The 15,305-nt window shown below is 72.4% G+C and carries 14 protein-coding genes; 6 read left to right on the top strand and 8 right to left on the bottom strand.

Annotated features, from left to right (window positions below):
- The first annotated feature begins 80 nt into the window (after nucleotides 1-80).
- From GA0074692_RS10390 to GA0074692_RS10365, 6 genes are read left to right on the top strand one after another with little or no spacing between them, the layout of a single operon-like run.
- Complete coding sequence (locus tag GA0074692_RS10390; protein ID WP_176738380.1) at nucleotides 81-833, top strand: TauD/TfdA family dioxygenase; 753 nt, start codon at nucleotides 81-83, stop codon at nucleotides 831-833.
- On the top strand, nucleotides 830-2,143 hold the full coding sequence (locus GA0074692_RS10385; protein WP_091642467.1) for a PLP-dependent aminotransferase family protein: 1,314 nt from the start codon (nucleotides 830-832) through the stop codon (nucleotides 2,141-2,143). The genes GA0074692_RS10390 and GA0074692_RS10385 overlap by 4 nt, the downstream gene beginning before the upstream one ends.
- Nucleotides 2,133-2,849: a hypothetical protein gene (locus GA0074692_RS10380; RefSeq protein ID WP_091642464.1), complete on the top strand. Its 717-nt coding sequence runs from the start codon at nucleotides 2,133-2,135 to the stop codon at nucleotides 2,847-2,849. Before GA0074692_RS10385 ends, GA0074692_RS10380 begins: the two co-directional genes overlap by 11 nt.
- A complete protein-coding gene (locus GA0074692_RS10375; RefSeq protein WP_091642461.1) occupies nucleotides 2,846-4,012 on the top strand; it encodes a hypothetical protein in 1,167 nt (388 codons plus the stop codon). Before GA0074692_RS10380 ends, GA0074692_RS10375 begins: the two co-directional genes overlap by 4 nt.
- Before the next feature lie 45 nt (nucleotides 4,013-4,057).
- Nucleotides 4,058-5,302: an aminotransferase class I/II-fold pyridoxal phosphate-dependent enzyme gene (locus GA0074692_RS10370; RefSeq protein ID WP_091642457.1), complete on the top strand. Its 1,245-nt coding sequence runs from the start codon at nucleotides 4,058-4,060 to the stop codon at nucleotides 5,300-5,302.
- Between the two features lie 17 nt (nucleotides 5,303-5,319).
- On the top strand, nucleotides 5,320-6,630 hold the full coding sequence (locus tag GA0074692_RS10365) for a thymidine phosphorylase (protein ID WP_091642454.1): 1,311 nt from the start codon (nucleotides 5,320-5,322) through the stop codon (nucleotides 6,628-6,630).
- Nucleotides 6,631-6,637: 7 nt separating this feature from the next.
- Here the strand turns inward: GA0074692_RS10365 and GA0074692_RS10360 are convergent, their stop codons facing one another.
- Genes GA0074692_RS10360 through GA0074692_RS10325 form a run of 8 tightly spaced genes read right to left on the bottom strand, consistent with a single transcriptional unit; the run spans nucleotide 6,638 to nucleotide 15,277 of the window.
- A complete protein-coding gene (locus GA0074692_RS10360) occupies nucleotides 6,638-7,912 on the bottom strand; it encodes a condensation domain-containing protein (protein WP_176738379.1) in 1,275 nt (424 codons plus the stop codon).
- Nucleotides 7,902-10,325 carry a lantibiotic dehydratase gene (locus GA0074692_RS10355; RefSeq protein WP_091642449.1) on the bottom strand — a complete coding sequence of 808 codons (2,424 nt, stop codon included), beginning with the start codon at nucleotides 10,323-10,325 and terminating at the stop codon, nucleotides 7,902-7,904. The genes GA0074692_RS10360 and GA0074692_RS10355 overlap by 11 nt, the downstream gene beginning before the upstream one ends.
- Nucleotides 10,326-10,343: 18 nt before the next feature.
- Nucleotides 10,344-10,895: an AAA family ATPase gene (locus tag GA0074692_RS10350; RefSeq protein ID WP_091642446.1), complete on the bottom strand. Its 552-nt coding sequence runs from the start codon at nucleotides 10,893-10,895 to the stop codon at nucleotides 10,344-10,346.
- A gap of 10 nt (nucleotides 10,896-10,905) precedes the next feature.
- Entirely contained in the window at nucleotides 10,906-11,715 is an 810-nt protein-coding gene (locus tag GA0074692_RS10345) for an ABC transporter permease (protein ID WP_091642443.1), read from the bottom strand.
- Nucleotides 11,712-12,482 (bottom strand): ABC transporter permease, encoded by a 771-nt coding sequence (locus GA0074692_RS10340; RefSeq protein ID WP_091642440.1) that lies wholly within the window; start codon nucleotides 12,480-12,482, stop codon nucleotides 11,712-11,714. The genes GA0074692_RS10345 and GA0074692_RS10340 overlap by 4 nt, the downstream gene beginning before the upstream one ends.
- Nucleotides 12,479-13,435, bottom strand: a complete 957-nt coding sequence (locus GA0074692_RS10335) for an ABC transporter ATP-binding protein (RefSeq protein ID WP_091653199.1) — start codon at nucleotides 13,433-13,435, stop codon at nucleotides 12,479-12,481. Before GA0074692_RS10335 ends, GA0074692_RS10340 begins: the two co-directional genes overlap by 4 nt.
- A gap of 28 nt (nucleotides 13,436-13,463) precedes the next feature.
- Nucleotides 13,464-14,036, bottom strand: coding sequence for a hypothetical protein (locus tag GA0074692_RS10330; RefSeq protein WP_091642435.1), 573 nt, complete (start codon nucleotides 14,034-14,036; stop codon nucleotides 13,464-13,466).
- Nucleotides 14,033-15,277 carry a hypothetical protein gene (locus GA0074692_RS10325; protein ID WP_176738378.1) on the bottom strand — a complete coding sequence of 415 codons (1,245 nt, stop codon included), beginning with the start codon at nucleotides 15,275-15,277 and terminating at the stop codon, nucleotides 14,033-14,035. The genes GA0074692_RS10330 and GA0074692_RS10325 overlap by 4 nt, the downstream gene beginning before the upstream one ends.
- Between the last annotated feature and the right edge of the window lie 28 nt (nucleotides 15,278-15,305).

Raw genomic sequence — 15,305 nt, 5'->3', positions numbered from 1 at the left:
GCGAGTTGAAGCAGCTGTTCGTCGATTACCGAGACGCCGCAGCCGCGTGCCCGGTGGCTGTCGCCCCCTCCGGTCGGGGGGTGGACGAACTTGGTGACAGGCTCGACACCTACGGGTTCGCCATCGCGGAGATGCCCGGAAGCCTGTCCCCCCAGGAGGCGATCGACTTCCTCGCGAAGTCCTGGTCCCTCGGTGAGCCGTACGTCCCCGCGCTGTACCGGCTGCCCGGGGCCGAGCAGTTCAACCGACCCTACGCCGAGATCCGCGCGGACGACGGCGGTGACCATCCGGGCTTCGCGGTCCGGTCGGCCCAGGAGTTCCACGTCGACGGCACCCTGGACGGTCCCGGGGACGTGCCGACGGTGCTCATGTACTGCGTACGGCCCGCCGTGCAGGGCGGGGAGTCGCTGCTGTTCAACTCGATCGGGGCGTTCCACGCGCTGCGGGAGACCGATCCGGCGGCGGCGGCCGTCCTGACCCGCCCCACCGTGCTGCGGCGCTCGTCCACCCTGCGCGGGGTCGAGGCGCATACCGACGGGCCGGCGTTCGTCGTCCGGGACGACGGGGTCATCGTCAACCGGTACTCCGACGTCCCCAGCACCACCACCTGGATCCCGCCCGACGGGGAGGAGGACGCCCTCGCCCGCGCCCTGGCCTTCGTCCGGCAGGAGAGCAGCAGCGACGGCCGGTACCGGCTCTCCGTCCGGCTCGCGGCCGGCGAGTGCCTGATCGTCCGCAACGACCGGGTCTCGCACGCCCGACAGAGCTACCAGGACAGCGCCGCCCAACCCCGCGAACTGCTCCGCGCGACCTTCGGAACCAGCCCGCAATGACCGGCTCCACCATGCAGGGACAGCAGGCCGTGGTTGACGGCCACCGGTTGCTCGGTGAGATCGTCGACCGGCTGCGGTCGGAGGACGACGCGAGCCGGCGGGCTGTCAACCTGGTGCCGAGCGAGAACCGGATCTCCCCGCTGGCGAGCGTCCCGCTGCGGTCCGACTTCTACAACCGGTACTTCTTCAACGCCCGGCTCGCCGAGGAGGAGTGGAACTTCCGGGGTGGGCAGGGCGTGGGCGACATCGAGGTCCGGGTCGGCATCCCCGCGCTGGCCCGGCTGGCCGGCGGCGCCCTGGTCAACGTACGGCCGGTCTCCGGCATGAGCGCGATGTTCCTGATCCTGATGGCCCTCGGCGGCGAACTGGGCGACACCGTGGTGAGCATCGACCCGGCGTCCGGCGGGCACTACGCCACCGCGTCGGTCATCGGGCGGCTGGGCCGCCGACCGGTCACGGTCGGCCAGCGGGGCGGGCGGGTCGACGTCGAGCGCCTGCGGGCCGTCCTGCGGGAGCACCGGCCGGTGCTGGTCTACCTGGACCTCCAGAACAGCCTGGCCGAGATCGACGTCGCCGAGGTCGTCCAGACCGTCCGGGAGGTCAGCCCGCGTACCCGGGTCCACGCCGACGTCAGCCACACCCTCGGACTGGTGCTCGGTGGCGCGCACCGCAACCCGCTGGACCTCGGCGCGGACACCATGGGCGGCTCCACCCACAAGACCTTCCCCGGGCCGCACAAGGGCGTGCTCTTCACCCGCGACCCGGAACTCGCAGATCTGATCGCCCGGACCCAGTTCGAGACGATCAGCAGCCACCACTTCGCCGAGACCCTCTCCCTCTGCCTCGCGGCCGCCGAGTTCGAGCTGTTCGGCGCGGCCTACGCGGCCCAGGTGATCGACAACGCCCGGGTGTTCGGCGCGGAACTGCTCACCGCCGGGTTCGAGGTGGTCGTCGGCACCGACGACATCACCGACTGCCACCAGGTTTGGGTGGACACCGGCCCGGAGGTCGACCCGATGCGCTTCGCGGCCGGGCTGGCCGAGGCCGGGGTACGGGTCAACGTCATCCCCGATCTGCCGGGCTTCGACGGCCGGCCGGCCCTGCGGCTCGGGTCCGCCGAACTGACCTTCGAGGGCGCCCGCGCCGAGTCGATGTCCGAACTGGTGCAGATATTCGACCTGGTGCGCCGGGGCCGGGTGGACGAGGCGGGCGCGCGACGGATGGCGCTGCGCGACAACCTCGGTGAGCCGTTCCACCTCCGCCACTACCACCCCGACGGCCACGACCACCTTGACGGCCATGGCCGCTGACCGACCGGGCCGGAGCCGGCCGACACTGACGGTGATCGTCCCCTGTGCCGGGGTGCAACGCCGGTTCGACGCGCCGTACCCGAAGGAACTGCACCGGATCAACCACGCCGAGTCGATCATCGATCATGCCCTGGCGCCGGTCCGGGACTTCGCGGCCCGGCGCGACGCGTCGGTACGGCTGGTGGTGGTGATCCGGGCGCACAAGGCGGACACGGTGGCCTACCTGGCCCGCTACGCCGACGTGCTCGACACCGTCTTCGTCTACCAGGCCGACCGGCACGGCCCCGACCTGTCCGGCGCGGTGACCGCGGCCCTGCCCCTGTGCACCGGCCCGACGGCGGTCGTGCTGCCGGACCAGGTGGTCACCGACGACGTGCTCGCCCAGCGGTTCGCCGAGGCGTACGACCTGCTGGCCCGGCACCCGTACGCGGTGCTCGCCGCGACGATCCACGACCCGGTCCGGCTCGCCAACGACGGCGCCCTGCGGCTGCGCGGCAGGGGACCGGTCCGGGTCGTCGAGCACGCGGCGGAGAAGCCGGCCGACCCCTCGGGCTTCAACGCCGCCTGGGCGACCGTCTTCGCCGCGGCGGCGCACCGGGACGGGCTGCCCGGGATCATGACCGGTGCGGGTGCCACCGCCCTGGTCGACTCGCCGGCCATCCTGGTCGACGGGTTCCACAACGTCAACCGGGTGGACGACCTGTGAACGGGATGCGTAGGCGGCTGCTGTTCGACGCCGGTGACTACCCGGTGTCGCAGCAGGCGGCCTCCGGACTGGCCGTACGGATCGCCGAACTGGCGGAGACCCTCGCCGACGAGTTCGCGGTCACCGTCTACTCGCCGGACGTGCCCGACCCGATGCACCTGGGCGGGGCGCGGCTCGAACGACGGGCCGACCGGTGGGGCGACCTGCTGGCCGACACCGACGCCGTCTTCTTCTTCGACGTCGCCGACCCCGACCGGCTGGCCCAGGCGGTGGCGGCCGGACCGCTGATCGTCTCGGAGACCGCGCCGCCGATCGAGCACGGCAGCTACCCGTCGCTGCTGCGCCAGGACGCCCCGGAGGAGCGGTACCGGGAGATCCTCGAGGCGTACCAGCGGCAACTGCGCGCCTCCCACCACTTCATCTGCCGGTCCCGGGTGGAACGCGCGACCATCCTGGCCAGCCTGGTCACCCTCGGCCGGATCGGCGTGCGGGACCTGGCCGGGTCGGCCACCCTGGACCACCTGGTGACGTCCGTGCCGATCGGCTTCAGCCGGCACAGTCGGCTGGTCGTGGAGCGGACCACCCCGGCGCCGCTCGCCGACGTGCTGTGGACCGGCGGCGTCTGGTCGTTCTACGACCCGCACCTGCTGGTCGACGCGGTGGCGATCTGCGCCCGGCGGGGACTGCGGATCTCCGCCGCCTTCCTCTACGGCCAGCCGCACCCGGACACCCGGGAGATCGTCGAGGCGCTGGAGAAGCGCATCGCCGACCGCGCCGTGGGCGACCTGGTGACCGTCGTCCGCCAGCCGGTGACGCACCAGGCCCGCGACGCGTACCTCACCGGCGCGCGGGCCTTCGTCTGCGTGGCCCGACCGGGTGTGGAGAACGACACCTGCGTCCGCCTGCGCATCCGGGACAGCCGGCTGTACGGAGTGCCCCTGATCGTCGACGGCTTCGGCGCGACGGCGGACGAGGTACGCCGGCACGGCCTGGGCCGGGTGCTCGACGAGCCCTCCGCGGAGACGCTCGCCGAGGCCCTGGCCGAGACCATCGCGGCCCGGACACCGGGTGGCGCGGAGGACGCCTTCGAGTACCGGGACGACCTGTGGGGGCTGGTGCCACGTCTGCACGACCTCCTCGGCCGGGTCGACGACCAGAGGTAGGCGACACTGTCCACGCCGCACCTCAACGCCGCGGGGTTCCCGGACGTGCCGTGCGTCCGGTACTACCGCACCATCCGCGCGGGCGTCTCCGGCCCGTGCCGTCAACTCGGGTACGGGGTGAACCGACGGCCGGTGCCGGCTGCGGTGACCGGGTTCCTGGCCCGGCTCTACGCCGACGTCGTCACCCACCGGGTGGTCGAGTACGACGACGCCGGGCTGGTCCCCGCCCGGACCCTGGTCGGTGAACTGCTTGGCCAGTACCTGGGCATCGCACCGCTCGCCGCCGAGCAGGTGCAGCTCTTCCACGGCAGCACCGAGGCGATCAGCTTCGCCTGCGAGTACGCCGCCTACCAGGGCGTGCAGCCGGTGCTGCCGATTCCCAACTACTACTCCTTCGAGCACTCGCTGTCCCGCTACGGGGCGGTCGAGCCGGTCTACTACGGCACCGAGGGGCAGCTCGACCGGCCGGTGCCGACGGGGCGACGTCGGATGCTGGTCGACGTCGCGCCCAACGGCGTCCTCGGCTCCTGGCTGTGGCCGCCCCCGCCCGCCGACCCGGACGACCTCGCCCTGATCGACGTGCCCTTCTCGCTGCCGCAGTTCGACCGCGTCGACGACTTCCGCGCGGTGCTGTACCGCAAGATGACGGCGTACCCCCGGTGGCTGCTCTGCATGACCCCCTCCAAGGACCTCTCCGTCCCCGGCCTGCGGGTCGGGTTCCTTGCCGGCACCGAACCGGGGTTCGCCGAGTTCGCCGCCGCGGTCCGCTTCGAGCGGGGCTACTCGGTGCACGCCGCGGTCGCGCTGGTCGTCGCGGCGCACCTCGGGCTGCTCCTGCTCGCCCTCGCCGACCGCGTCGACCGGGCCGCCACGTCCGCCCGGCTGCGAGAGCTCTTCGACCGGCACGGGGTACCGTTCCTCGACCACCGGGAGGAGGCGATGTTCCTGACGGAGATGGCGGCGGCGACCCGGCACTTCGCCCGCAACATCGACCTGCTCGACGAGTGCGGGCTGTTCGAGCCGTTGGCCGGGGCGTCCCGGCCGGTGGCGGGCTACTCCACGTTCCGCTGGCTGGCCCGGTCGTTCCCCTCGCCCGACGACTACACCCGCTGGGTCAACCGGCTCGGGCACGCCGGGATGAAGGTCAACCCGAACTACCTGTTCGGGGCCGCGCCCGAGTACTGGCACCGGCTCTACCCCGACCGGTACGGCATCCGGCTCAACATCTCGGTACCGGCCACGGAGCTGCGGGACAACCTGCGGTTCCTGCGCCGGCAACTGGACGCGTAGAAACAGGAGGCACCTCGATGACGCTCGGCGTGGTGGACGTGATCGCCGCGAAGCGGCGCGGCGAACGGCTTCCGGCGGAGGCGATCGCCCTGGTGGTCGACGGCTACGTCCGGGGCGACGTACCGGACTACCAGATGGCGGCGTGGCTGATGGCCGTCGCCTGCCGGGGCATGGACTTCGACGAGGTCGTCGCGCTCACCCGGGTGTACGTCGACAGTGGCGAGCGGTTCGACCTGCACGGCTTCGACCGGGTGGTCGACAAGCACAGCACCGGCGGGGTGGGCGACAAGACCACCCTGGTCGTCGCGCCGACGTTGGCGGCGCTGGGCATCCCGGTGGCCAAGATGAGCGGCCGGGGTCTGGACTTCGCCGGCGGCACGCTCGACAAGCTGGAGTCCATTCCGGGCCTGCGGCTCTCCCTCGACCGGGAACGGATCCGTGCGGTGCTTGCCGAGGTCGGCATGGTGGTGGTCGAACAGTCGGCGACCCTCGTTCCCGCCGACGGCGCGACGTACGCGCTGCGCGACGTCACCGGGACCGTCGAGAGTCTGCCGCTGATCGCCGCCAGCATCATGAGCAAGAAGATCGCGGCCGGGACGAACGGCGTCGTGCTCGACGTCAAGTTCGGCGGCGGCGCGCTCACCGGCGACCTGTCCAGCGCCACCGAGCTGGCCACCCTGATGATCGACATCGGGGCGGCGTTCGGGTTGCGCTGCCACGCCGTGATCAGCGACATGGACCAGCCGTTGGGCTGGTCGGCGGGGAACGCCCTGGAGATCCGCGAGGCGATCGACGTGCTCCGGGGAGCGGAGGTGCCCGGACTCACCGAGGTGTGCGTCACCCTGGCCACCGAGGCGGTGCTGCTCTCCGGTGCCGAGACCGACGAGGACCGGGCCCGGGAGCAGGTCCGCGCGGTGCTGCGTGACGGCCGGGCGTTCACCGCGTTCCGGCGCTGGGTGGCCGCCCAGGGCGGGGACGTCGCCGTGGTGGACGACCCACGGCTGCTGCCCACCGCCCCCCGCGCCGACCTGGTCACCGCCGAGACCACCGGTTGGGTGCGGGCGGTCGACGCCCGCGCGATCGGCACGCTGGCCCTGCGGCTGGGCGCCGGCCGGCAGGTCAAGAACGCCCCGATCGACCACGCCGTCGGGGTCACCCTGCACAAGCGGGTCGGCGACCGGGTCGTCGCCGGGGAGCCGCTGGCGCAGGTGCACCACCGGGCCGAGTGGACGGCGCCGCTGGACCAGGCGCGGGCCGCGTTCACCATCGTGCCGGACGAGGTGAAGCCCCCGTCCGCCGTGCACACCGTGCTGCGCCCGCGCCGGTGACGGCGCCTCAGCCTCCGGTCTGGACCAGCTCGACCGTCCGGCGCAGGACCCGGTCCATCGCCGTGTCGTCGAAGGCGGCCGGGTTGACCTGCGCGGTCAGGTGCACCCCGCTCGAGTTGCGCACCCAGTCGACGAAGCAGGTGGTGCCGAGCGTCGGATAGATGGGTTCCCCGACGGCGGCGTACAGGTCGATCCAGCGCAGGCCCAGCCCGGCCAGCCGCAGATCGCGCTCGGGACGCGCGGTGTACACACCGAGTACGCACTGGGCCACCGGGCCGCTGTCGACCAGACCCTCCTGCCAGATCTGGTCAACGGGGCGCAGCGGCAGCGCGTGGTCGATGGTCTCCAGCAGCCGGTCCTGGAGCGCGCCGACCCGCGCCGCCAGCGTCCCGCCCGCCGCCGGGGCCCGGTACACCGGGATACCGTGCGAGAACAGGCCGGGCGTGCGTAGGTAGCCCGGCAGGCAGCGGCCGTGGGAGTTGGTGACCAGGCCGGTGTGCGTCGTCCCGGACACCTCGCTGAACGCCTGGAGCAGCGCCTCGGCGGCCAGGGCGAACTCGGTGACGCCGTGTCCCGCCCAGCGGGCCGTCATCGGGTCGGCGACCTCGGCGGGGATGTGCTGGCGCAGTTCCACGGCCGGGCCGTTCCCGCCGTCCGGGTTCCCGGACGGACAACCGGGCGGGTACGGCCCCGACTCCTCGCGCACCCGCCGCCAGTAGGTGGCCCGCCGTTCCCCCCAGGGCCCGGCCAGCGCCTCGCGCTGCCGGCGGGCGAAGTCGGCGTACGGGCGGGCGGGCGCCTGCGGCGCGAGGCGCCCGTCCGGGGCGGCGCACGCGGCGGCGTACAGCTCCCCGACGCTGCGCAGCAGCACCGAGATGGAGAGCCCGTCCATGATGAGATGGTCGAGGGAGATACCCAGCAGGTGGCGGTCCGGTCCGAGCCGGGTCAGCGCCACCCGCCACAGTGGCGGCTCGGCGCGGACGAAACGCTGCCGCAGCACCGCCAGCATCGCCGCCCGGACGTCCTCCTCCGGTCCCTCCGGCACGACCTCCCACCACACCCGGACGTCGTCGGTGACCCGGGCGCCGGTCGGCGTCGGGTAGGAGCGGCGCAGCACGTCGTGGCGTTCGGCCGCCCCGTGCAACGCCGCCTCCAGCGCCCGGCGGTCCAGCGGTCCGGTGATCTCCCAGCAGGAGTGCACCGGGGTCGGCGCGCCGTACGGCTGGCCGGCCAGCGAACGCAGCCAGGACTCCTCCTGGAACGAGACGGTCTCATCGGACACCGGGGTCCTCCACATCCTTCAGGTCCTGCCGGACGGAACCCTTCAGGTCTTGCACGACGGAACCCTTCAGGTCTTGCACGACGGAACCCTTCAGGTCTTGCACGACGGAACCCTTCAGGTCTTGCACGACGAATCGGAACTCGCTGGTCCTGGTCCGGCCGTCCGGGCCGGTGAGCCAGAGCTCGTCGAAGTCGGGCAGCATCTCCTGCACCTTGACCAGCGCCTCCGGCTGGTCGGCGACCTTCCGGAGCAGCCGGACGACGTTGTGCGTGGTGACCCAGCTCGTCGCGTCGCAGAAGACCGGTTTCGGTTCGCCCGGCACCCGGATGAACGAGTAGCGGGGCAGCCCCCGTTCCCGGAAGAAGCCGGCCAGCTCGACCCGGCTGGGCGGCGCGGAGAGCAGCGGCGCGAATTCCCGGACGGGAATCCGCTGGTACGCCCGCTGCACCACCAGGTCGTCGATGCGGACGCGGGGCATCCGGTCGGCGTCGGAGAACAGCGACAGCGTGTTGTAGAACGCCAACGACAGGAACTCGCCGATGAACTCGGTCAGCCGGGCCACCACCTGTCCCGTGCCGTCGACCACCACCACCGTGCCGTCCTGCTCGACGACCCGCAGGTCGACGCAGGACAGCTTCGGCACGCTTGCGGGCATTGCCGTACGCGGCCACAACGTCCAGTACCGGTGCTTGTCCGGCAGGTACGCCGCCGGTGGCGGGGCGGTCCGGGGGGAGAGGCGCGGCGTGGGCGGCATGGCCGGGATGAAGCGTTCCGCCGGGGTGGCCGCGTCGATCAGGGCTTCCAACCGGCCCGGCTCGGGCTGGTTCTCCAGGCAGAACCGGTAGTCCAGGGGGTTCACCGTGGTGTGCGCCTCGCCCAGCACCCACAGTTGCTCGTCGCCCTGCCGGGCGAGCATGACGTCCGCACTGTGCAGCGCGGCCGCCGACCAGCCCGCCCGGGGCGCCGCGAACGCCGCCCGCCAGCGTTCCCGCAGCGCGGCGCTGCGGTGCACCAGCGACCCGTCCGGCGCCACCACGCCCGGCTCCGCCGCCAGCAGGTCGGCGACGATCTGCCGCACCTCGGCCGTCACGCCCCGGAGGATCCGGCCGGGACGGCGGTCGTTCAGCTCCGGCAGCAGCTCGTCGAAGACCGCCTCCAGGGCCGGGTCCCGGCGCAGCACCACCCGTGCCCGATCCTCGATCCCGGTGGCGAACCGCCAACTGGCGTACCGGCAGGTCTCCATCAGCAGTTCCAGCGGGCCGGCCAGCCCGGCGACCGCCCGCCCGCCGAGGGTCGCGTCCCAGTCGACGGTGACGTCGTGGTACAGCAGCTCCCGGCAGTCGGGGTTGCTCGCCTTCTGGACCGAGCGGTCCACTCCCGAGATCGTCTCGAACGACTCGGCCAGCGCGTTGGTGGTCCGCCAGACCCCGGTGGCGTCACCGGCGGCGGCCGAGACGTCCTGCCGTAGCCGGCTCAGGTGGTGCAGGTCGTCGCGCAGGCGGTCACGCAGCTCCGCCGGCAGGCGGTCCAGTTGGGCGTCGAGCACCTTTTCGGAGCCGCCGACCACGGTGATGTCGAAGCCCCAGAACAGGCACTCGGCGCGCTGGAGCGTGGTGAGCACCTCGGTCAGCCGGGCCCGGTCCCACGCCGGCCCGTCGGCGGCGCGCAGCGCCTCGAGCAGCTCGTCGGCGTACCCCGAACCGCCCAGGTGGGTCAGCACCAGGCGCTGGTCGGCGGTGAGCCGGTGTGGCCCCCGACGGGGCCGGACGAAGGTGTCGTCCCGGAGCACCCCGGCCTGGTTGACGATCACCGGCAGGCGCCACCGCACCTCGGGGTCGGCCTCCCACGAGCGGGCGAGCGCGGTCAGCGCCCACGGTTCGAAGTACGTGGTGTGCCGGACCCGCTCACCCTTCCCGGCGACCTCGACGAGCAGGTCCCGGTCCTGGTCGACGTGCGCCCAGCCGATCGGGCCGAAGAACCCGATGGTCTCGTTCCGCGTCGCGTAGCGCTGGAGGTAGGCGCCGAGGCTGAGCAGTTTGCCCCGGTAGTAGGTGGGGCGCTTGGTGCCGCTGACTCCGTCGGTGGCGTACCGGCCGAGCCAGGAGTTGACGATGGTCGGGTTCTGCCAGCACAACGCCTCCAGCAGCCACGGGTCGGAGACGAACCGTTCGACCACCTCGCGCAGCCCGCTCCCGGTGTGCCGCTGTTCCTCCGCCGCGGCGAGGAAGTCCCGCAGTTGCTCCGCCGCGTGTCCGGCGGAGCGCAGCAGCACGACCGGCCACATGCCCCAGTCCTGGCCGATCGGGACGAGGGAGTCTGGGCCCCCTGGCCCGCTGACCGCCTCCGGCCGGCTGACCATCTCCGGCCCGCTGACCGCCTCCGGCCCGCCGCTGCCGCCGAGAACGTCGACCATCGCGTCCGCTCCTTTGCGTTATTGGTGTCTGCCGGCCGTCACCCAGCCCGCAATCTCGGCGGCCAGGGTGTCGGGATCGGTGGTGCCCGAGTCGAGGAACCGGGTGCCGGCCGGCAGGTGCGGCCGGGCCGCCCGGCACCGGTCGACCTGGTCCAGCCGCCACCGCCGGACCTCCGCGTCGTGCACCGGATCGGTCGGGTCGATGACCTGGGCGATGATCCGGGACCGCAGGACCTGCTCGTCGACGTCCAGCCACACGTGCCGGACGTCCTCGCCGCCGTCGACCAGCCCGCCGATGATCTCCGTCAGATAGGCGGGCACGACCAGGGTCATCGGCACGATCAGCGTGGCGTCGTAGAGCCGGCGGATCTCGCGCAGCGTGACCAGGGTCAGGCTCCGCCAGATGGGCAGGTCCTGGAAGTCGCCGGTGGGCGGGGGCGGCACCAGCCGCCGCAGCGCGAAGCCGACCTCCTCGGGGTCCACGACCAGGTTGCCCGGCAGCAGCGCGGCGAGCTTCTCGCTGAGCGTGGTCTTCCCCGCCCCGAACGGTCCGTTGAGCCAGATGATCACGTGTGCTCCGTCAATCCTCGCTGAAGTCGACGGACGCCTCGTGGCGTCCGCTGCGGTCGTACTGCCAGAAGGCCAGGGCCGCGACGAGCAGCCACCCGGCGGCGATCACCGTCTCGGTCACCGCGAGTCGGGCCACCCCGGCGGTCGGCCCGTGCGCCAACAGGTCGCGTACCGCCTTCAGGCCGTGGGTGAGCGGCAGGACCTCCGCCAGCCAGGAGACCGGCGCGGGCCAGAAGGTGGTCGGCACCTGCACGCCGGTCAGCACCATCAGGCACAGCCCGCCCAGGCTCGCGATCAGGGCGCGCAACGACACCGTACGCAACGCGAGCGCGCCCAGCAGCAGCCCGAAGCAGTACGTCGACACCCCGACGAGCACGATCAGCGGCACGGCGAGCAGGGCGGTCGGCATCGGCAGCGGCACCCCGAAGACGGGGGACAGCAGGAACAGCGAGAGCGTGCCGACGCCGATGCCGTCCAGCAGCCACAGCGCGCTGCGTCCGGCGAACACGGTGAACGGGCCGGTCGGGGAGGCCACCAGCAGCGGCAGCGTGCCGAGCAGCCGTTCCCAGGAGGTCGAGTTGACCACCTGGATGGCGGTGTTCGCCACCATGAAGACCGAGTTGCCGACGATCAGGTAGCCCACCTTGTCCGGGGCGTCGAGCAGCCGGCCCAGCAGCGCGAAGAGGCTCACCTGGCACAGGATGCGGACCATCCAGATGAAGGTCCAGGACCGCCATGTGTAGATGGCCCGCAGGTCGGCCAGGGCGCTGAGCACCGCGTACCGCAGGACCCGGAGATGGTCACGGAGGATGACGGTCACGCGTACCCCACCGTTCCGGTGCTCCGGAGCCGCCGCATGATCCACTCGATCATCCAGAACCCGACCGCGAACGCGGCCGCGCCCAGCACGAGCAGGACCGCCAGCCGGGCCGGCACGTTCCGCACGGCCGCCGGGGCAAGACAGTCCCGCAGCAGCTCGGCGGACCAGGAGAGGAAGACCACCTTGGTCAGCGGCTGCAACCACTCGGGCAGGAAGGTGACCGGCACGAGCGCACCGCCGAGCACGTAGAAGGGGTACGTCAGCGAACTCTTCAGGGTCAGCGCCCACCGGCCCAGCACGAACACCCCGGCCAACGCGGTCGCGGTGCCCACCACGGCGGCGGTGGTGCAGAGCACGGTGAGCAGGAAGACCAGCGGGTGGTGGATCTCGATGGTCACCCCGAACACCGCCCAGCCCACCATGGCCGACTCGACCAGCCCGACCTGGCTGATCACGGTGACCGCGGTGATCCGGCCGAGCAGGACGACCACCAGCGGGGCGGGGGTGGCGACCGCGGCCTCCAGCACGCCGTTGCGCCGGTCGCCCTCGATCGTGCCGCCCGAGATGTTCACCGCCATCGACCAGAGCGACATCGCGCCCGAGCCGACGATCGCGTACGGGGCCAGGTCGCGGCGGCCGGACTCGACCATCACCGCCAGGAAGGCGATGGTGAACAGCGGCAACGTCACCAGCACCATCAGGTCGTTGACGGACCGCCACACGTGGTTCACCTGGAACCGCACCGCCGCCCAGAACAACGCGATCAACGGATCCCCAGCCCGCGGTCCCCGACCACGTGCAGGTAGACCTCCTCGAGCGACGGCCGGCCGGTGGAGAGCTGGGTGACCCCGGCGTCGACCAGGATCCGCAGCACCTCGCCGGCCGCTCCGGGCGCGTCGGTCTCCACGCGTACCGAACCGCTCGGCGAGGTCTGGACGTCGACCACCCCGGACACGGTCCGCAGCACGTCCACCGTCCACGCCGGCACGTTCTCGGCGGTCACCCGCTCGTACGTGGACAGCCAGGCGCCGATGGTGCGCGGATCCTCCGTCTTGACCAGCCGTCCCCCGTCGACGAGCGACACCCGGTCGCACACCGCCTCCGCCTCGGCCATGTCGTGCGTGGTCAGCAGGATGGTGCGACCCTCGGCCCGTACCTCGCGCACCAGGACCCGGAACTCCCGCGCGGCCACCGGGTCCATGCCGACCGTCGGCTCGTCCAGGATCACCACCCGGGGGTCACCGACCAGGCCCCGGGCCAGGTGCAGCCGTTGCTTCATGCCCCGGGAGAACGTCTCCACCCGCTCGCCGGCCCGGTCGGCCAGGCCGACCCGTTCCAGCAGGGCGGCCACCCGCACCTTGGCGACGGCGGTCGGCTGGCGGTACAGCGCCGACCAGTACATCAGGTTCTGCCGGGCGGTGAGCCGCCCGTACAGCCCGCGTTCGCCGCCGAAGGCGATGCCGATGCGCTGCCGGACGGCGGCGGTCTCGGTGACCACGTCGTGTCCGTCCACCCGGGCCGTCCCTGAGGTGGGCAGCAGCACCGTCGACAGGATCTTGCACAGCGTGGTTTTGCCGGCCCCGTTCGGGCCGAGCAGCCCGTGGATCTCGCCCCGGTCGATGGTCAGGCTGAGCCGGTCCAGGGCGGTGCGGGGTTCGCCCCGGCCGCGCTGGTACACCCGGGTGAGGTCGCTGATCTCGACCGCGTGCCCGCCGCTCATGCCGGCGGCCCGTACGCGTGCGTGTCGGTCACCGGGACGGGTCCAGCTCCGCGCCGGCCACCAGGTGCAGCCGGAGGGTACGGGCACCGTTCATCGCGGTGTGCACCTCGGTGGTGTTCAGCAGGTACGCGTTGCCGTCGGCGGGCACCCGGAAGACCTCGTTGCGCTCGACGAAGACGAACGGCGCGTGCTCGGTGGTCTGGATCGCCACGTGCAGCCGGGAGGTCTCGTCGCGGTGCACGGAGTAGCAGGTCCGGCTGGTCAGGGCCAACAGTCGGGTCCGGAACAGCGGGACCGGGAACCGGGCGACGACCTCCTCGAAGTAGGTGCCCTTCAGCTCGGGGTTGAGTTCCGCGTACTCGCGCTCCGGCGCGATGTCCTTCTCCTGGTAGCAGGACTCGTACCAGGGGTCCGTCGAGCCCGGCCGCACCTGGATGGCGAGCTGCTGGGTCTGGTCGAAGATCAACGGGTGGCGGCTCAGCAGGTCGTCGGTGGCCTTGGCGAGTTCGTCGACGTCGAGACCGAGGTCGATCCGGCCGACCAGGCCGGTGTCGGACCCGTTCTCCTCGCGGGCCGAGACGACCCAGTTCACGTGGCTCATGGCGCTCCCTGCCAACCGTTGGCGTCGAAGATGTACTGCGGGGGCAGCGGAATCTGCCCGAAGGTCCGACCGTGGACCATCGTGTACGACCCGAAGGAACTGACCGCGATCCGGTCGCCCACCCGGGGCAGCCGGCCGGTCGGGCGGTGCCGCTCGGTACGCCGCAGCCGGTCGTTCTCGTACAGCGCCGGTCCGTAGACGTCGCCGACGAACTCCCAGGGCTCACCGCCGTCGAGCACGTGCACCGTGGCGAAGGTCCACGGGGCCACGTTCCACGGGGACGCGGCGACGGTGACCGCGTGCCGGGACGGATCGACGTCCAGCACCTCGGTGACCAGGTACGCGCTGTCGATCAGCAGTGCCGACCCCGGCTCCAACCAGCACCGCAGCCGCCTGCCGAGGGTGTCGGCCGCCTCGTCGAAGACCTCGCCGACCCGCTTGAAGGTCTCCGGCAGCGCGGACGGATTCCGGGACAGCGCCAGGAAACCACCGCCCAGGTTGATCTCGCGGACCTCGGGGAAGGCGGCGGCCAGCAGCACCCCCAGCCGGGCCCGGTACTCCAGGCTGCGCGTCACGTCGGCGGAGAGCGCCTCACCGGTGTGCACCCGGATCCGCTCGACCGTCAAGGGTGAGCGGGCGACCCGCTCCAGACCGGTCTGGTTCAGCTCGATGCCGAACCGGCTCACCACGTCGTACGTGCTGGGGTGCCGCAGCCGCTCCGGCAGCCGCACCCGGGCCCGGAAACCGACCGGCTCGGTCGTGCCGCGCTCCTCCAACTGGGCGAACTGTAGGGGCGACTGGACGTCCAGCAGCACCCCGTCGCGCAGCAGCCGGTCCAGGTCCGGCGGGCGGAACGACGGGCCGGTCGCGGTGACCGTACCGAACCCCACCGAGCGGGCCAGGTCCACCTCGCCCGGCGACTGCGCGTCGGCGAGCAGGCCCATCCCGGCCAGGATCGACAGCACGGTCCGGTTCGCGCAGGCCTTGAGCCCCACGGCGAGCCCGATGCCGTTCTCCGCCAGCACCCGCTGGATCAGTCCCACGTGTCGGCGCACGTTCGCCGCGTCCCACAGCACGAAGGAGACGTCCGGCACCGCCCGCGCGGCGGCCACGAACGCCGGGCTCAGCGACCCGTCCGGTGGCACGAAGACCACGTCACGGGGCGCGGCGACCAGCCATCCGTTGGCCTCCTCCTCGAGGCTGCGCAGCGGGCCCGCCAGCTCGTCCCAGACCGTCGTCACCTCGGTCCACCCTCCCTCGGCCCTGGTG

Source organism: Micromonospora pallida (assembly GCF_900090325.1).
Taxonomy (GTDB): domain Bacteria; phylum Actinomycetota; class Actinomycetes; order Mycobacteriales; family Micromonosporaceae; genus Micromonospora; species Micromonospora pallida.
This window is presented reverse-complemented; position numbering and strand designations above follow the sequence as displayed.